This is a genomic window from Streptomyces sp. NPDC040432 (assembly GCF_055595445.1).
In genome coordinates, this window is sequence record NZ_JBVIVP010000002.1 from 499,496 (window position 1) to 517,016 (window position 17,521).

At 72.9% G+C, this 17,521-nt stretch carries 16 protein-coding genes; 8 read left to right on the forward strand and 8 right to left on the reverse strand.

Annotation, left to right across the window (positions count from 1 at the left end; genetic code table 11):
* Positions 1-70 precede the first annotated feature (70 nt).
* The 5 genes from hutH to ACZ58N_RS06025 form a co-directional block, all read right to left on the reverse strand.
* Positions 71-1,612: a histidine ammonia-lyase gene (hutH, locus tag ACZ58N_RS06005; RefSeq protein ID WP_471156567.1), complete on the reverse strand. Its 1,542-nt coding sequence runs from the start codon at positions 1,610-1,612 to the stop codon at positions 71-73.
* 125 nt (positions 1,613-1,737) lie between these two features.
* Entirely contained in the window at positions 1,738-2,853 is a 1,116-nt protein-coding gene (locus ACZ58N_RS06010) for a GGDEF domain-containing protein (RefSeq protein ID WP_471156128.1), read from the reverse strand.
* Positions 2,854-2,916: 63 nt separating this feature from the next.
* Entirely contained in the window at positions 2,917-3,720 is an 804-nt protein-coding gene (locus ACZ58N_RS06015; RefSeq protein ID WP_471156570.1) for an enoyl-CoA hydratase/isomerase family protein, read from the reverse strand.
* A gap of 29 nt (positions 3,721-3,749) precedes the next feature.
* Positions 3,750-4,907, reverse strand: coding sequence for an adenylate/guanylate cyclase domain-containing protein (locus ACZ58N_RS06020; protein ID WP_471156130.1), 1,158 nt, complete (start codon positions 4,905-4,907; stop codon positions 3,750-3,752).
* A 228-nt stretch (positions 4,908-5,135) separates the two neighbouring features.
* Entirely contained in the window at positions 5,136-6,002 is an 867-nt protein-coding gene (locus ACZ58N_RS06025) for a biotin--[acetyl-CoA-carboxylase] ligase (protein ID WP_471156131.1), read from the reverse strand.
* A gap of 131 nt (positions 6,003-6,133) precedes the next feature.
* On the opposite strand from ACZ58N_RS06025, the gene ACZ58N_RS06030 reads away from it, so the two are divergent.
* From ACZ58N_RS06030 to ACZ58N_RS06045, 4 genes are all read left to right on the forward strand, one after another.
* The gene (locus tag ACZ58N_RS06030) at positions 6,134-7,729 is read left to right on the forward strand and encodes an acyl-CoA carboxylase subunit beta (protein WP_281205635.1); all 1,596 of its coding nucleotides are present in this window, start codon (positions 6,134-6,136) and stop codon (positions 7,727-7,729) included.
* A 21-nt stretch (positions 7,730-7,750) separates the two neighbouring features.
* On the forward strand, positions 7,751-7,963 hold the full coding sequence (locus ACZ58N_RS06035; RefSeq protein ID WP_389704213.1) for an acyl-CoA carboxylase epsilon subunit: 213 nt from the start codon (positions 7,751-7,753) through the stop codon (positions 7,961-7,963).
* A gap of 114 nt (positions 7,964-8,077) precedes the next feature.
* Entirely contained in the window at positions 8,078-8,212 is a 135-nt protein-coding gene (mmpB, locus tag ACZ58N_RS06040) for a morphogenic membrane protein MmpB (RefSeq protein ID WP_389704212.1), read from the forward strand.
* Positions 8,213-8,235: 23 nt separating this feature from the next.
* Positions 8,236-8,868 (forward strand): nucleoside triphosphate pyrophosphatase, encoded by a 633-nt coding sequence (locus tag ACZ58N_RS06045; protein WP_471156135.1) that lies wholly within the window; start codon positions 8,236-8,238, stop codon positions 8,866-8,868.
* Here ACZ58N_RS06045 and ACZ58N_RS06050 read toward each other — a convergent pair.
* The gene (locus tag ACZ58N_RS06050; protein ID WP_471156137.1) at positions 8,849-9,334 is read right to left on the reverse strand and encodes a hypothetical protein; all 486 of its coding nucleotides are present in this window, start codon (positions 9,332-9,334) and stop codon (positions 8,849-8,851) included. The genes ACZ58N_RS06045 and ACZ58N_RS06050 overlap by 20 nt on opposite strands.
* A gap of 357 nt (positions 9,335-9,691) precedes the next feature.
* Between ACZ58N_RS06050 and ACZ58N_RS06055 the strand changes: the two genes are divergently transcribed.
* Positions 9,692-11,455, forward strand: coding sequence for an acetyl/propionyl/methylcrotonyl-CoA carboxylase subunit alpha (locus tag ACZ58N_RS06055; RefSeq protein ID WP_471156140.1), 1,764 nt, complete (start codon positions 9,692-9,694; stop codon positions 11,453-11,455).
* Between the two features lie 225 nt (positions 11,456-11,680).
* Here the strand turns inward: ACZ58N_RS06055 and ACZ58N_RS06060 are convergent, their stop codons facing one another.
* Both ACZ58N_RS06060 and ACZ58N_RS06065 read right to left on the reverse strand, forming a co-directional pair.
* Positions 11,681-12,640 carry a DeoR/GlpR family DNA-binding transcription regulator gene (locus ACZ58N_RS06060; protein ID WP_389706192.1) on the reverse strand — a complete coding sequence of 320 codons (960 nt, stop codon included), beginning with the start codon at positions 12,638-12,640 and terminating at the stop codon, positions 11,681-11,683.
* A 186-nt stretch (positions 12,641-12,826) separates the two neighbouring features.
* Positions 12,827-14,266 carry an NAD(P)H-quinone dehydrogenase gene (locus ACZ58N_RS06065; RefSeq protein WP_385585437.1) on the reverse strand — a complete coding sequence of 480 codons (1,440 nt, stop codon included), beginning with the start codon at positions 14,264-14,266 and terminating at the stop codon, positions 12,827-12,829.
* Between the two features lie 173 nt (positions 14,267-14,439).
* On the opposite strand from ACZ58N_RS06065, the gene ACZ58N_RS06070 reads away from it, so the two are divergent.
* From ACZ58N_RS06070 to ACZ58N_RS06080, 3 genes are all read left to right on the forward strand, one after another.
* Positions 14,440-14,877 (forward strand): gamma-glutamylcyclotransferase, encoded by a 438-nt coding sequence (locus ACZ58N_RS06070; protein WP_281205642.1) that lies wholly within the window; start codon positions 14,440-14,442, stop codon positions 14,875-14,877.
* 141 nt (positions 14,878-15,018) lie between these two features.
* Entirely contained in the window at positions 15,019-15,825 is an 807-nt protein-coding gene (locus ACZ58N_RS06075) for a purine-nucleoside phosphorylase (RefSeq protein WP_471156143.1), read from the forward strand.
* A 28-nt stretch (positions 15,826-15,853) separates the two neighbouring features.
* On the forward strand, positions 15,854-17,515 hold the full coding sequence (locus ACZ58N_RS06080; RefSeq protein WP_471156145.1) for a phospho-sugar mutase: 1,662 nt from the start codon (positions 15,854-15,856) through the stop codon (positions 17,513-17,515).
* The last annotated feature ends 6 nt before the right edge of the window (positions 17,516-17,521 follow it).

The following is a 17,521-nucleotide window of genomic DNA, read 5'->3' on the forward strand; positions in this document are numbered from 1 at the left end:
CGCGGAAGGGGCCGGGCCCCGGGGAGCGATCCCCGGGGCCCGGCCCCTTCCGCGTCGGGTGCGCCGTCCGTCAGGCGAGGGGACCCGTCACCGGCTCCACCGCGGCGACGAGCCCGCCCGCGCGGACGAACGCGTCGGCGGCGGCCAGGTCGGGGGCGAGGAAACGATCCGGCCCGGGGCCCTCCACGCCCGCCGCGCGCGCCGCCCCGATGGCGGCCCGGCTGGCCGGCGCCGGGGTCAGCCCGTGGCGGAGCTCGATGGCCCGGGTGGCCGCGTAGAGCTCGATCGCGATGATCCGGGTCAGGTTGTCGATCGCCGTGCGCAGCTTGCGCGCGGCCGACCACCCCATCGAGACGTGGTCCTCCTGCATGGCGGAGGAGGGGATCGAGTCGGCGGAGGCCGGAACCGCGAGCCGCTTCATCTCGCTGACCAGGGCCGCCTGCGTGTACTGGGCGATCATCAGGCCGGAGTCGACACCGGCGTCGTCCGCGAGGAACGGCGGCAGGCCGTGGCTGCGGTTCTTGTCGAGGAGCCGGTCGGTGCGGCGCTCGGCGATCGATCCGAGGTCGGCCGCGGCGATGGCCAGGAAGTCCAGCACGTACGCGACGGGCGCGCCGTGGAAGTTGCCGTTGGACTCCACGCGCCCGTCGGCCAGGACCACCGGGTTGTCGACGGCGGCGGCCAGCTCGCGGGAGGCGACCAGGGCGGCGTGCGCCATGGTGTCCCGGCCCGCGCCGGCGACCTGCGGGGCGCAGCGCACCGAGTAGGCGTCCTGGACGCGCGGGGCGGACTCCTCCTGGAAGTGCCCGGTCAGCCCGGAGCCCTTCAGCACGGCGGCCATGTTCGCGGCGGAGGCGCCCTGGCCCGGGTGCGGGCGGATGGCGTGCAGCTCGGGCTGGAGGACCTTCTCCGTACCGAGCAGCGCCTCCAGGGTGAGGGCGGCGGTGATGTCGGCGGAGGTGTACAGCGTGCCCAGGTCGGCGAGGGCCATGATCAGCATGCCGAGCATGCCGTCGGTGCCGTTGAGGAGGGCGAGGCCCTCCTTCTCGCGGAGCTCGACGGGCTCGATGCCGGCCTCGGCGAGCAGCTCGCCCGCGGGGCGGACGACGCCGTCGGGACCCTCGGCGTCGCCCTCGCCCATGAGCGCGAGCGCGCAGTGGGAGAGCGGCGCGAGGTCGCCGGAGCAGCCGAGGGAGCCGTACTCGTGGACGACGGGGGTGATCCCGGCGTTCAGCACGTCGGCCATGGTCTGCGCGACGGAGGGGCGGACGCCCGTGTGCCCGGAGGCCACGGTCTTCAGCCGCAGGAACATCAGGGCGCGCACGACCTCGCGTTCGACGCGCGGGCCCATGCCGGCGGCGTGCGAGCGGACGATGTTGCGCTGGAGCTGGGCGCGCAGCTCGGGGCTGATGTGCCGGGAGGCGAGGGCGCCGAAGCCGGTGGAGACCCCGTAGACGGGCTCGGGCTTGGCGGCCAGCGCGTCGACGACGGCGCGGGCGCGGGCGAGGGCTTCGAGCGCCTCGCCGGACAGCTCGACCCGCGCGTTGCCGCGGGCCACGGCGATGACGTCCTCGGCGGTGGTTCCGGACGTCCCCACCACGACAGTGTGCATATCCATATTCAGCACCCTACGGACTGAATCTCTTCATGTCACCACCCGGAATCGTCACGATCGAGCCGCACGACCGCCCCTTACTTCCGTGCCCGCCCCGCGGTCGCCCCCGCCGCCCCCCGCCGTCACCCCCTGCCGCGGAACCGGCGCCGTTCGCCCGGGCCGTCCTGCGGGGCCGTGTCCGCGAGACGCACCACGGCGGTGTCGCGACCCGCGACGACGGGCTGCGGCGAGCGGGCCGCCTTGGCCTTGTACTGGGCGGCGTCGGCGAGCCGGAACAGCCGCCGGGAGGACTTGACGAGCCCGATGGGGTCCCCGGTGGAGGCGACCCCGCAGGCCACGCCCTCCCCGAGTTCGAGCGCCGCGGCCCGCCGGCACACCTCCTCGGTGACGCGGACGACGTCGTCGGCGGACGGGCCGACGCTGACGAGGCAGAACTCGTCGCCGCCGAGCCGCGCCACGAGGGTGCCGGCGAGCATCGCGCCGCACAGGCTGAGGACGGATCCGAAGCGTTCGAGGAGCCGGTCGCCCATGGCGTGGCCGAGCGTGTCGTTGACCTTCTTCAGCCCGTTGAGGTCGCACACGACGAGGCTGACGACGACCCCGGTCCGCCGGTGTTCCTCCAGGGCCTCGTCCAGGCGCATGTCCACGGACCGGCGGTTGGCGAGACCGGTGAGGGGGTCGGTGAAGGCCAGTCGCCGCGCCTCCTCCAGGCGTTCGTTCTGCGCGAGCCCGGCGGCCACGACCGCGGCGAGCACGGTCGCGAACTCCGCGTCGTCCTCGTCGAAGTCGGGCAGCCCTTCGTCCCGGGCGACGTACAGCTCCCCCCAGGCCCGGCCGCTGAGCACGATCGGCGCGACCACGCAGGTCCCGCGACCGCGGCGGCGCAGCGCCGCGCCGCGCCGGCCGGGTCGCTCGCCGACGGCGCTCTCGACCCAGGCGTGCGGCCCGCCGCCGCCGACCCAGCGTTCGTGGAGGAACTCGGTGATCTCCGGGAAGTCGTGCACCGGGTAGGACTCGTCCTCGGGGAACTCCTCCTCCCCGGCCCGCCGCTCCCCCTCGTTGACGAGGACGCGCAGGCGGCCCCGCTCGCGTTCCCAGGCGGAGATCGCGGCGAAGGAGCCGTCCATCGCCAGGCGCGCGCCCCTCGCCGCCGCCCGGACGCTGTCCCGCGGCGCGCAGGCGGCCGCCATGGCCTGCGCGAGGCCCACGACGGCTCTCAGCCGCCCGTCAACTCCCATCACTCCAGATTAGGGAGTTTTGTCCGATTCGGTGATGGTCGGTGCGTCATTCGGCTGCGTCGGCTACCGCCCGGGCCAGTTCGGCTTGCGCTTCTCGTTGAACGCGGCCACGCCCTCGGCCCGGTCCCCCGAGAAGGCGACCGTCCGCCAGGCCGCGTCCTCGATCTCCAGTCCCGCCGCGAGGTCCATCCCGTGTCCCAGCCGCAGCGCCCGCTTGGCCGCGCGCAGCCCGACCGGCGAGTTCGCCGCCATCCGGGCGGCCAGCGCCAGGGCCTCCGCGCGGTCCTCGCCCTCCGGGGCCAGCGAGTCCACCAGGCCCAGCGAGAGCGCCTCGGCGGCCTCCACCCGGCGCGCGGTGAAGATCAGCTCGGCGGCCCGCGCCGCCCCGACCCGGCGCGGCAGGAGCTGTGTGCCGCCGCCGCCCGGGATCACGCCCACCGACACCTCGGGCAGGCCGACCACGGCCGTCGCGTCGGCCACGATGACGTCGCAGGCCAGCGCCAGCTCGAAGCCGCCACCGAGCGCGAAGCCGTGCACCGCCGCGATGGTGGGCATCGGCAGCTCCAGCACGCCCCCGTACGCGCCGCGGGTGGTGGGACGCTGGCGCACCAGCTCGGCGTCGGAGAAGGAGTTGCGCTCCTTGAGGTCGGCGCCGACGCAGAAGGCCCGCTCGTGCGTCGAGGACAGCACCACGACCCGCACGGAGGCGTCGGCGGCCAGCGCCGCGCACGCGGAACCGATCGAGCGCGCCATCTCCGTCGACACGGCGTTCATCGCCTTGGGACGGTCCAGCACCAGCTCGGCGACGGCACCGCCGTCGCCGTGGCGCCGCACCGCGACGAACTCCCCGAACCGGACCTCGTCCACAGCCACGCCACCCTCCCGGTTAACGAACGTTACCCGGGGATCTTAGGCTTCCGCCGCGTCAACGACCAGGGCTCCACGACGCCCAGTCCGCGGACGGGCCGCTGCCACATCGGTTGGAGCGCGAACCGGTAGGCGCCGCCGCCCTCCTCCAGCTCCGCGGACTTCTCCGAGAGCGGCGCCGCTCCGGTCCGGCCGAGTTCCTCGGCCATCGCCCCGTCGACGAGGACGGCGTCCTTCGGCGCTATGGAGGTGAGCCGGCTCGCCAGGTTCACCGTGGTCCCGAAGACGTCGCCCATCCGCGTCGTCACCGTGCCGAAGGCGATCCCCACCCGCAGCTCGGGCATCTGCGGATCGGCCTCCATCGTCTCGATCAGCCGCAGCGCGATCTCCGCGGCCGTCGCCGCGTCGTCGGCGCAGTACAGCACCTCGTCGCCCAGGGTCTTGATCAACCGGCCGCCGTGCGCGGCCACCAGGTCGGCGGCCGTCGTCTCGAAGGCCTCGACGAGCTCACCGAGCTCCTCCTCCTCCAGGCGCCGCGTCAGCCGGGTGAAGCCGACCAGGTCCGCGAAGCCCACCGCCAGGCGCCGGTCGACCATCTCCTCGTCGTCCGCGACCTGCACGACCCGCCCCGTCGCGGCCGCCAGCTGGCGCCGCCACACGTAGACGAGGAACTCCTCCAGCTCCGGCAGCAGCAGCTCGACCAGCGGGTACGTGACCTCGGTACGGGTCATGCCCGGCTCGGGCGGCTCCGTCAGCCCCTCCAGGAAGGAATCGATCTGCCATTCGGCCAGTCGGGCGGTCGTCTGCCCCGTGGACCGGGCCACCTGCACCGCCATCGGCTCGGACAGCAGCCCCGCCTCCACCAGACCCGCGAGCCGCCGCAGGGCCAGTACGTCGGCCTCCGTCAGCGCCTTGGCCTGGCCGATGTCGGCGAATCCCATGGCCCGCCAGAAGCGCGAGGCCAGCTCCATCGACACACCGGCGCTACGGGCCGCCTGGAAGGGCGTGTACCGGCGCTCGGCGCCGAGGATCAGCTGCTCCAGCCGGATGGCCAGCGGATCGGCCGTCGGCTGCGCCGTGTGGTCGACCTCGTGGAGCGGCGTGTGCCGGTCCCGCCCGATGGGGGTCCCCGGGCCGCTCGCGGAGCCGGCCCCGGACGCGCCGGACGTAGGGTCGTCGACGGTCAAGGGCCGCCTCCTGTCCATTCCGTGCGCACTGCCGAACCGGGTGATCACCGGGAGGACCGGGATCGCCTAAACCATACGGCAGGTGTGCCGTAGCTCACTCCCCCACTTCCCGGCCCCCCACCGCCGGCGTCCGGGGCGCGGGGGTCCGGGGGCGTCGCCCCCGACGACCCGGCCGCGCCCCGCGGCCCGGCGGGCCGGGAGCGGGCCCCCGCCGCCGCCGGGTCGGGGTCAGTGCACCGACCTCAGGTGCACCACGTCGCCCGCGCCCACGGCCTCCCGCTCGCCCTCGACCGTCCGGATCACCAGGCGCCCGTCCGCGTCCACCGCTTCGGCCGTTCCGGTGAGGGTCCGCCCTCCCGGCAGGTCGGCCCGGACGTGCTTGCCGAGGGTCGCGCAGCCCGCCGCGTACGCCTCCTGGAGCCCGCTGGCCCCCGGGTCGCCCGCCGCCTCGCGCCAGTTCCCGTACCACTGCTCCAGCGAACGCAGCACGGCCTTCAGCAGCGGGTCCCGGTCCGTCGCCGACGCCTTGGCCAGCAGCAGCGAACCGGCCGTCGGTACGGGCAGCTCGTCCTCCGTGAGGGTCACGTTCAGGCCGATCCCGATGACCACCCCGTCCGCGACGCGCTCCGCGAGGATGCCGCCGGTCTTGCGCTCCTCGCCGTCCACGACGACCAGCAGGTCGTTGGGCCACTTGAGCCTGGTGTCCACGCCCGCCGCCCGGGACAGGCCGGTGGCCGTGGCCACGCCGGCCAGCAGGGTCAGCCACCCCCACTGCTCCTCCGGCACGCCCGGCCCCGGCTTGAGCAGGACGGAGAAGAACAGCCCGGACCGGGCCGGCGCCGTCCAGCTGCGGTCGAGGCGACCGCGCCCCGCCGTCTGCTCCTCGGCGACGAGGACCGCCCCCTCGGGCGACGAGGCGGCCCGCGCCGCGAGGTCGGTGTTGGTCGACCCGGTGGCGGGGACGATCTCCAGGGAGGTCCACAGGCCCCCGTCCGTCACGAGGGCGCGTTGCAGGGCTGCGGTGTTGAGGGGAGGACGGTCCAGGCTCGACCAGCGTCCCGCGGAAGCTCCGGTTGGAGCATCTGATGGCGTCATGCAAGTCAATGTAGGTGTGTCAAACGCCGCACTGCCGAGCGCCATGCCCGCCGATACGCTACGCACCAGTAGCCAGCAGCAGTCAATCAATTGACCAGGCAGTTGACACCACACAGGGAGCCGCGACCCCGATGTCCCAACCCTCAGAGCCGATCGACATCCACACGACCGCGGGCAAGCTCGCGGATCTGCGGCGCCGCGTCGAGGAGGCCACCCACGCAGGTTCCGAACGCGCCGTGGAGAAGCAGCACGCCAAGGGCAAGCTGACGGCACGCGAGCGGGTGGCACTGCTGCTGGACGAGGGGTCCTTCGTAGAGCTCGACGAGTTCGCCCGGCACCGGTCCACCAACTTCGGGCTGGAGAAGACCCGGCCGTACGGCGACGGCGTCGTCACCGGCTACGGCACGGTGGACGGCCGCCCGGTGGCCGTGTTCTCGCAGGACTTCACCGTCTTCGGCGGAGCCCTCGGCGAGGTCTACGGCCAGAAGATCATGAAGGTCATGGACTTCGCGCTGAAGACCGGATGCCCGCTCGTCGGCATCAACGACTCCGGCGGCGCCCGCATCCAGGAGGGCGTCAGCGCGCTCGGCATGTACGGCGAGATCTTCCGCCGCAACGTCCACGCGTCCGGCGTGATCCCGCAGATCAGCCTGGTCGTCGGCCCCTGCGCGGGCGGCGCCGTCTACTCGCCCGCCATCACCGACTTCACCGTGATGGTCGATCAGACCTCGCACATGTTCATCACCGGCCCGGACGTCATCAAGACCGTCACCGGCGAGGACGTCGGCTTCGAGGAACTCGGCGGAGCCCGTACGCACAACAGCACCTCCGGCGTCGCCCACCACATGGCGGGCGACGAGAAGGACGCCATCGAGTACGTCAAGTCCCTGCTGGCGTACCTGCCGTCGAACAACCTCTCGGAGCCGCCCGCGTTCCCGGAGGAGGCGGACACCGAGGTCTCCGGCACCGACCTCGAACTCGACACGCTGATCCCGGACAGCGCGAACCAGCCGTACGACATGCACACCGTGATCGAGCACGTGCTCGACGACGCGGAGTTCCTGGAGACGCAGTCGCTGTTCGCGCCGAACATCCTCACCGGCTTCGGCCGCGTCGAGGGACATCCGGTGGGCATCGTCGCCAACCAGCCGATGCAGTTCGCCGGCTGCCTGGACATCAACGCCTCCGAGAAGGCTGCGCGATTCGTCCGTACGTGCGACGCTTTCAATGTGCCCGTGCTGACGTTCGTGGACGTGCCCGGCTTCCTGCCCGGCACCGACCAGGAGTACAACGGCATCATCCGGCGCGGCGCGAAGCTCATCTACGCCTACGCCGAGGCCACCGTCCCCCTGATCACCGTCATCACCCGCAAGGCCTTCGGCGGGGCGTACGACGTCATGGGCTCCAAGCACCTCGGCGCCGACCTCAACCTGGCCTGGCCGACCGCCCAGATCGCCGTCATGGGCGCCCAGGGCGCGGTGAACATCCTGCACCGGCGGGCCATCGCCGAGGCGGAGCAGGCCGGCACCGCCGACGAGACCCGCGCACGGCTCATCACCGAGTACGAGGACGCCCTGCTCAACCCCTACACGGCGGCCGAGCGCGGCTACGTCGACGCGGTGGTCATGCCGTCCGAGACCCGCGCGCACGTCGTGAAGGGCCTGCGGCAGCTGCGCACCAAGCGGGAGTCCCTGCCCCCGAAGAAGCACGGCAACATCCCCCTGTAAGCCCCCGAGGAGGTCTCTGTGGTGATCAAGGTCGTCAAGGGCAATCCGACCCCCGAGGAGCTGGCCGCCGCACTGGCGGTGGTCCAAGCGCGCGCGGCGGCGCTGGCCTCGGCCCCGTCGGGCGCGCCCCGGGTTCCGGACGAATGGGCCGCGCCGGGCCGGGTGGCCCGCCACCGGCTGCCGCGGCCGGGGCCCCGCGCCTGGGGTCGTACGTACTGGCCCGGCCAGGGCTGAACCCCGTCCCGGACCCGGCCGCGGGACGGGTCGGGCGAGGATGACGTGAACGCACGGTGGCGCCTGAGTACGAGTACTCAGGCGCCACCGCCGTACCGGCGCCAGGATCGAAGCATGCTCTGGTCAGACCCGAAGGACGAGCCGCCGAAGGACATGCGCGACGCGCAGGCGATGCTCCGGCGACTGCTCGTGCTCCTCGTCCTCGCGATGGTGGTGGGCGTGTACGTGCTGGGCGTCGCCCCGTTCTAGGCGGTCCCCGGGGCCGCCCTACGATGGCCCCCATGACCGCAACCCCGCTCCCCGCGAGCCCGCGCCGCACGCTGGTCCTCGCCTCCGCCTCCCCCGCCCGGCTGAACCTGCTGCGGCAGGCCGGCCTCGCCCCGCACGTGATCGTCAGCGGCTTCGACGAGGACACCCTGGACCACGACGAGCCCGCCGCCCTCGCGCTGGCCCTCGCCGAGGCCAAGGCCGCCGTGGTGGCGGCCCTCCCGGAGGCCGCGGGCGCCCTGGTGATCGGCTGCGACTCGGTGCTGGAGCTGGACGGGGAGGCGCTCGGCAAGCCGGCCGACGCAACGGAGGCCACCGCCCGCTGGAAGTCCATGCGGGGCCGGTCGGGCGTGCTGCGCACGGGCCACTGCGTGGTCGACACGGCCGCCGGCCGTCAGGTCTCGGCGACCGCCTCCACCACGGTCCGCTTCGGCGAGCCCACGGACGCGGAGGTCGCCGCCTACGTGGCGAGCGGGGAACCGCTGCACGTCGCGGGGGCGTTCACCCTGGACGGCCTGTCGGCGCCCTTCATCGACGGCATCGACGGCGACCCGGGCAACGTCATCGGCCTGTCGCTGCCGCTGCTGCGTTCCCTGCTGGGCGAACTGGACGTGTCCATCACGGACTTGTGGGCCTGAACTCCCCCACCGGGCCCGGCGGCGCCTTCGGCCGGGCACCGGGGGCGTCCCGGTCGGTCCTGGCGTAGAGCAGCAGGCACAGGACGAGCAGGCACAGGACCAGCATCAGCGCTCCCCAGACGGGCCAGCCGGCCAGTCCGACGGCCAGCGTGCCGAGCAGCGCGTGCACGACGGCCGCGACGATGAGCAGGATGCGGCCCGCACGGCCCGGCGGCCGGTCCCGTACGGCGGCGACGGCGAGCACGACGGCGCACAGCAGCAGGAACACGCCGATGCCGGCGCCCATCGCGTAGGTGGCCGTGGACATCAGCTCCGGGTCGCTGCCCGCGATGGACATCGACTGGTTCTCGGTGGTCCGGCCCAGCACCAGGTGGACGAGTACGAGCAGCGCCGCCTCGGCGGCGAGCACGACCGCGGCCAGCCCGGCGACGAATCTGCGCAGCACGACGTCCCCATCCCCCGACACGGCACAAGCGTGTTCGACGTCGTGGAGGCTACTAACGAGTAAACCTGCGGACAAGGGGTCGGGGCGGCTTCGTTACGGAGGCCCTCCGTGACGGCTCTCACGCAAAGAATGCATAGGCCGTTCGTAGGGACTCCACAAAGAATCAGCGGGGGCGGCTGACCCGCCGAACAGAGACCTTCGCCGTCCATCAGGGTTACTGTGCAGTCTGGGATCTCCCTGACCTGGGGCGACACAAGGGTTTTCGGACTAGAGCCTGCCTCGAATCACGCTCCGTGTGGGCAAGCTCACCTCCGGGAAAGGGTCGAAAGGCCGTGTCGACTATCCCTAAACTCAGCTTGTTTCAAGGAGGGAGCCATCGTGCGCAAGGTGCTCATCGCCAACCGTGGCGAAATCGCTGTCCGCGTTGCTCGGGCATGCCGGGATGCAGGGATCGCGAGCGTAGCCGTCTACGCCGATCCGGACCGGGATGCCCTGCACGTCCGCGCGGCAGACGAAGCTTTCGCGTTGGGCGGTGACACCCCGGCCGCCAGCTACCTCGACATCGCGAAGGTCCTGCAGGCCGCCGCCGATTCCGGGGCCGACGCCATTCACCCCGGCTACGGCTTCCTGTCGGAGAACGCCGACTTCGCGCAGGCCGTCCTCGACGCCGGACTCACCTGGATCGGTCCGCCGCCGCAGGCCATCCGCGACCTCGGTGACAAGGTCGCCGCCCGCCACATCGCGCAGCGCGCCGGGGCACCCCTCGTCGCGGGCACGCCCGACCCGGTCTCCGGGTCCGACGAGGTCGTCGCGTTCGCCGAGCAGCACGGTCTGCCGATCGCGATCAAGGCGGCGTTCGGTGGTGGCGGCCGCGGCCTGAAGGTCGCCCGCACCCTCGAAGAGGTGCCCGAGCTCTACGACTCGGCCGTCCGCGAGGCCGTCGCCGCCTTCGGCCGCGGCGAGTGCTTCGTCGAGCGCTACCTCGACAAGCCGCGTCACGTCGAGACCCAGTGCCTCGCCGACTCCCACGGCAACGTGGTCGTCGTGTCGACCCGTGACTGCTCGCTCCAGCGCCGCCACCAGAAGCTGGTGGAGGAGGCCCCGGCCCCGTTCCTCTCCGAGGCCCAGAACGCCGAGCTGTACGCCGCGTCGAAGGCCATCCTCAAGGAGGCCGGCTACGTCGGCGCCGGAACCGTCGAGTTCCTCGTCTCCGCCGACGGCCTGATCTCGTTCCTGGAGGTCAACACCCGCCTCCAGGTCGAGCACCCCGTCACCGAGGAGGTCGCGGGCATCGACCTGGTCCGCGAGATGTTCCGGATCGCCGACGGCGAGGAGCTCGGCTACGGGGACCCCGTCCTGCGCGGGCACTCCTTCGAGTTCCGCATCAACGGCGAGGACCCGGGGCGCGGCTTCCTCCCCGCCCCGGGCACCGTCACGAGGTTCGACGCGCCGTCAGGCCCCGGTGTGCGCCTCGACGCCGGCGTCGAGAGCGGTTCGGTGATCGGCCCGGCCTGGGACTCCCTCCTCGCCAAGCTCGTCGTCACCGGCGCCACCCGCGAGCAGGCCCTCCAGCGGGCCGCCCGCGCGCTCGCCGAGTTCAACGTCGAGGGCATGGCCACGGCCATCCCCTTCCACCGCGCGGTCGTCGCCGACCCGGCGTTCGCCCCCGAGGGCGGCAACCCGTTCACGGTCCACACCCGGTGGATCGAGACCGAGTTCGTCAACGACATCAAGGCGTTCGTCCCGCCCGCCGCCGAGGAGACCGAGGACGAGCCCGGCCGCGAGACGGTCGTCGTCGAGGTGGGCGGCAAGCGCCTGGAGGTCTCCCTCCCGTCCTCGCTGGGCATGACCCTGGCCCGTACGGCCGCCGCCGGCGGGGCCAAGCCCAAGCGCCGCGCGGCGAAGAAGTCGGGCCCGGCCGCCTCCGGTGACACCCTCGCCTCCCCGATGCAGGGCACCATCGTCAAGGTGGCCGTCGAGGAGGGTCAGCAGGTCAACGAGGGAGACCTGGTCGTCGTCCTGGAGGCCATGAAGATGGAGCAGCCGCTGAACGCGCACCGTTCCGGCACCGTCGTCGGGCTGAACGCCGAGGTCGGCGCGTCCATCACCTCCGGCGCCACCATCTGCGAGATCAAGGACTGACGTCCGCGACACGCCGTACGCGAAGGCCCCGCCCGGTCCGCCCGGGCGGGGCCTTCGCGCGTCCGTGGGGGCGCGTCCGGGGCGATCGCCCGCGCAGGGCGTGCCGGTGTGCCGTGCCGGCGCCCGGCCGGGCTCCGGCGCCACCCCGCGCACCGGACCCTGCCGACGTTCCGGTCCGGGTCGCCCGGCCGCCGCTTCGGAGCGGCGGCCGGGCGACCCGTCCGGTCAGCGTCGGCGCAGGTCCGCGACCCTCGCCCGCTCGCTCGGCTCGGCCATCGCGGCCGATCGGAGCGTGCCGGGGCCGCCGCGCCGCTGGACCGGGAGCGGGGAGTCACGCCGGGGCCTGCGCCCCTGCATCCCGTCGCCGCCCGCCCCGCCGCCGGGACCTCCGCCCGAGGCCACGGCCGCTCCGGCCACGGTGATCTGGACACCCTGGTCGGCGAGGGCCTGGAGCTCGGTGCCCGCCCGGTCGTCGTGCGGCGGGGGCTCGTCCGTGACCAGCCGGGTCATGACGTCCGTCGGCACGGTCTGGAACATGGTGTCGGTGCCGAGCTTCGTGTGGTCGGCGAGGACCACCACCTCGGCCGCGGCCTGCACCAGGGCCCGGTCCACGCTCGCGGAGAGCATGTTGGAGGTGGAGAGACCGCGTTCGGCGGTCAGGCCGCTGCCGGACAGGAAGGCCCGTGAGACCCTCAGCCCCTGGAGGGACTGCTCCGCGCCACTGCCCACGAGGGCGTAGTTGGAGCCCCGCAGGGTTCCGCCGGTCATCACCACCTCCACCCGGTTGGCATGCGCCAGCGCCTGGGCGACGAGCAGCGAATTGGTGACCACGGTCAGGCCGGGCACCCGCGCGAGCCGGCGGGCCAGCTCCTGGGTCGTGGTGCCGGCACCGACGACGATGGCCTCGCCCTCTTCGACGAGTCCGGCCGCGACATCGGCGATGGCGGTCTTCTCGGCCGTGGCGAGATGGGATTTCTGCGGAAAGCCGGATTCCCGCGTGAAACCACCCGGCAAGACCGCACCGCCGTGCCGGCGGTCGAGGAGTCCTTCTGCCTCCAGCGCCCGCACGTCCCGCCGTACGGTCACTTCGGAGGTCTGGACGACGCGGGCGAGCTCCCGGAGCGATACCGCTCCGTTGGCCCGCACCATTTCGAGGATCAATTGGCGACGTTCTGCAGCGAACACGAAACTGACAGTAACCCGGGTGACCGTCTGCTTTCAGCTCCTTGCACCGGAATACCGAAGTTGTCCGTAAAACCGGTCGACAAGTGGTATACGCCGCCGGACGGGACCGCGCCCGCCCGGCGGAAATCCGGACCACCGCTCCGCGTTCACCCCAACCTCCATGTGAGGAGGGGTGGTTGGCGGTTCCTACGCCTCGCCCGCCGCCTTGCGCGTGTGCAACTGACGGGCGACCTCGGCGATCGAACCGGACAGCGAGGGGTACACGGTGAACGCGTTTGCGATCTGCTCGACCGTCAGGTTGTTGTCGACGGCGATCGAAATCGGGTGGATGAGCTCGCTCGCGCGGGGCGCGACGACCACGCCGCCGACGACGATGCCGGTGCCCGGCCGGCAGAACATCTTCACGAAGCCGTCGCGGATGCCCTGCATCTTGGCCCGCGGGTTGCGCAGCAGCGGAAGCTTCACCACACGGGCGTCGATCTTCCCGGAGTCGACGTCGGCCTGGGTGTAGCCGACGGTGGCGATCTCCGGGTCGGTGAAGACGTTCGAGGAGACCGTCTTGAGGTTGAGCGGGGTCACCGCGTCGCCCAGGAAGTGGTACATCGCGATCCGGCCCTGCATCGCCGCCACGGACGCCAGCGCGAAGATGCCGGTGACGTCGCCGGCCGCGTACACGCCGGGCGAGGAGGTGCGGGAGACCTTGTCGGTCCAGATGTGGCCGGACTCCTTGAGCCGGACCCCGGACTCCTCCAGGTTCATGTCCTTGGTGTTCGGGATCGCGCCGACGGCCATCAGGCAGTGCGTGCCGGTGATGACGCGCCCGTCGGACAGCGTGACCTCCACCCGGTCGCCGACCCGCTTCGCGGACTCGGCGCGCGAGCGGCCCACGACGTTCATGCCGCGGCGCCGGAAGACGTCCTCCAGGACGGCGGCGGCGTCCGGGTCCTCGCCCGGCAGCACGCGGTCGCGGGAGGACACCAGGGTCACCCGGGAGCCGAGGGCCTGGTAGGCGCCGGCGAACTCGGCGCCGGTGACGCCGGAGCCGACCACGATGAGCTCCTCGGGGAGCTCTTCGAGGTCGTAGACCTGGGTCCAGTTGAGGATCCGCTCGCCGTCGGGCATCGCGTCCGGGATCTCACGGGGGTGCCCGCCGGTGGCGATCAGGACGGCGTCGGCGGTGAGGATCGTCTCGGTGCCGTCGGCCGCGGTGACGATGACGTCGCGCGTCCCGTCGATGCCCTGCGGCCCGCCGAGCTTGCCGCGCCCGCGCAGGACGCGGGCGCCGGCCCGGGTCACGGAGGCGGTGATGTCGTGGGACTGGGCCAGCGCGAGGCGCTTGACGCGTCGGTTCACCTTGCCGAGGTCGACGCCGACGACGCGCGCGGCCTGTTCTATGTGGGGGGTGTCGTCCGCGACGACGATCCCGAGCTCCTCGTACGACGAGTCGAAGGTCGTCATGACCTCGGCGGTCGCGATGAGGGTCTTCGATGGCACGCAGTCGGTGAGTACCGACGCCCCGCCCAGACCGTCGCAGTCGACGACGGTCACCTCCGCGCCGAGCTGGGCCCCCACCAGGGCCGCCTCATACCCGCCGGGTCCGCCGCCGATGATCACGATCCGGGTCACGAAAAGTCCGCCTCACGTCTACCCGGCCGGCTGCCGCCCCGGCCGGTGTTCCGGGGGGTCTCCCCGGGGGATGCATTCCGTGCCCCATTGTCCCGCACGCTTCACGGTGCTTCGCGCCCGGTCCCGCCATCCGGGCACGCGCGGCGGGCCGGCCCTCCCGTACCCTCGACCACATGTCGCTCTACGCCGCGTACGCCGGCAACCTCGACCCGCGGCTGATGACGCGCCGCGCTCCGCATTCGCCGCTGCGCGGCACGGGCTGGATCAACGACTGGCGGCTGACCTTCGGCGGCGAGCAGATGGGGTGGGAGGGCGCCCTCGCCACGATCGTCGAAGCCCCCCGCCACCAGGTCTTCGTCGCCCTCTACGACATCGCGCCCCTGGACGAGGACTCCATGGACCGGTGGGAGGGCGTCGGGATGGACATCTACCGTCGGATGCGGGTGCGCGTGCACACGCTCGACGGCGAGGAGGCGGCCTGGGTGTACGTCCTCAACGGATACGAGGGCGGACTGCCCTCGGCGCGCTACCTGGGCGAGATCGCCGACGCGGCCGAGGCCGCGGGCGCCCCGCACGACTACGCGATGGAACTGCGCAAGCGCCCCTGCTGATCCCGGACCGGATCCCGGCCCCGCCTCGACCCGCTCCCGACCGCGCCCGGGACGATTCGGCGGAAACGACAAGGCAACGATCCGAACACCGTGAGCTGTGCCATCTACGCGCGTAGGCCGAGAGCGGTTACGCTCGTCCGCGTGAACGCATCTGTTACCGACCCCTTCGCCGCCGCCGACGCCGCCGCCACCCGCCTGCGCGAGCTGACCGGCGTCGATTCCCACGATGTCGCCCTCGTCATGGGCTCCGGCTGGGCCCCCGCCGCAGAGGCCCTGGGCGCCCCCGAGGCCGAGTTCCTCGTCACCGAGCTGCCCGGCTTCCCGCCCGCCGCGGTCGAGGGCCACGGCGGCAAGATCCGCTCGTACAAGATCGGCGAGAAGCGCGCCCTGGTCTTCCTCGGCCGGACCCACTACTACGAGGGCCGCGGTGTCGCCGCCGTCGCCCACGGCGTGCGCACCGCCGTGGCCGCCGGCTGCAAGACCATCGTCCTCACCAACGGTTGCGGCGGTCTGCGCGAGGGCATGAAGCCCGGCCAGCCCGTCCTGATCAGCGACCACCTCAACCTGACGGCCACCTCGCCGATCGTCGGCGCGAACTTCGTCGACCTCACCGACCTGTACTCGCCGCGCCTGCGCGCGATGTGCAAGGAGATCGACGAGAGCCTGGAAGAGGGCGTCTACGTCCAGTTCCCCGGCCCGCACTACGAGACCCCGGCCGAGATCAACATGATCCGCGTGATGGGCGCCGACCTGGTCGGCATGTCCACCGTGCTGGAGGCCATCGCCGCCCGTGAGGCCGGCGCCGAGGTGCTCGGCATCTCGCTGGTCACCAACCTGGCCGCCGGCCTGTCCGGCGAGCCGCTGAACCACGAAGAGGTCCTCCAGGCCGGCCGCGACTCGGCTGCCCGCATGGGCACGCTGCTGACGCAGGTCCTCGCCCGCATCTGATCGACGTACGAGAGGTAAGGCGGAAGCAGTGCAGGAACAGGCACAGGACGACCTGATCACCCGGGCGCGGGCCTGGCTCGCCGAGGACCCGGACCCGGAGACGGCGGCCGAACTCGCCGGGATCATCGAGGCGGGCGACACCGCCGAGCTCGCGGACCGGTTCGCCGGGACGCTCCAGTTCGGCACCGCCGGACTGCGCGGCGAGATCGGCGCGGGCCCGATGCGGATGAACCGCGGTGTGGTCATCCGGGCCGCGGCGGGCCTCGCCGCCTACCTGTTGGCCCAGGGCCACACGGACGGCCTCGTCGTCATCGGTTACGACGCCCGCTACAAGTCGGCGGACTTCGCCCGCGACACCGCGGCCGTCATGACCGGCGCCGGGCTCCGCGCGGCCGTCCTGCCGCGCCCGCTGCCCACGCCCGTCCTCGCGTACGCCATAAGGCACCTGGGCGCCGTCGCCGGCGTCGAGGTGACCGCGAGTCACAACCCGCCCCGGGACAACGGCTACAAGGTGTACCTCGGCGACGGCTCGCAGATCGTCTCCCCGGCCGACGTCGAGATCGCGGCGCAGATCGACCGCGTCGAGACCCTCGCCTCCGTGCCGCGCCCGGAATCGGGCTGGCAGGAGCTCGGCGACGACGTCCTGGAGGCCTACCTGGCCCGTACGGACGCCGTCCTGACCCCCGGCTCCCCCCGGGGCGTGCGGACCGTCTACACGGCCATGCACGGCGTCGGGAAGGACGTCGTCATGGCGGCCTTCGCCCGGCACGGCTTCCCGGAGCCGGTCCTGGTCGCCGAACAGGCGGAGCCGGACCCGGCCTTCCCGACGGTCGCCTTCCCCAACCCGGAGGAACCGGGCGCGATGGACCTGTCCTTCGCGAAGGCCGCCGAGGTCCGCCCCGACATCGTGATCGCCAACGACCCGGACGCCGACCGCTGCGCGGTGGCCGTGCCGGACGCGTCCACCCCCACGGGCTGGCGCATGCTGCGCGGTGACGAGGTCGGCGCGCTGCTGGCGGCCCACCTGGTCCGCAAGGGCGTCAGCGGCGTCTTCGCCGAGTCGATCGTCTCGTCCAGCCTGCTGGGCCGGATCGCCGAGGCCGCGGGCGTCGGCTACCAGGAGACCCTGACGGGCTTCAAGTGGATCGCCCGCGTCGAGGGCCTGCGCTACGGCTACGAGGAGGCGCTCGGCTACTGCGTGGACCCCGAGGGCGTCCGCGACAAGGACGGCGTCACCGCCGCCCTGCTGGTGGCGGAGCTGGCCTCCGAGCTGAAGGAGCAGGGCCGCGGCCTGACCGACCTGCTGGACGACCTGGCGCTGGCCCACGGGCTGCACGCCACCGACCAGCTCTCGGTCCGCGTCTCCGACCTGTCGGTGATCGCCGACGCGATGGCCGCGCTGCGCGCGGAGCCCCCGGTCTCCCTCGCGGGCCTGCGGGTCGTCTCGGCCGAGGACCTCACGGTCGGTTCGGCCGCGCTGCCGCCCACGGACGGCCTGCGCTACCACCTCGACGGCGACCACAAGGCCCGGGTGATCGTCCGCCCGTCCGGCACGGAGCCGAAGCTGAAGTGCTACCTGGAGGTCGTGGTCCCCGTGGCGGGGGCCTCCGACCTCGCCGCGGCCCGAACCCGCGGCCAGGGCGTCCTGGACGCGATCAAGAAGGACCTCTCGGCGGCTGCCGGGATCTGACCCGCC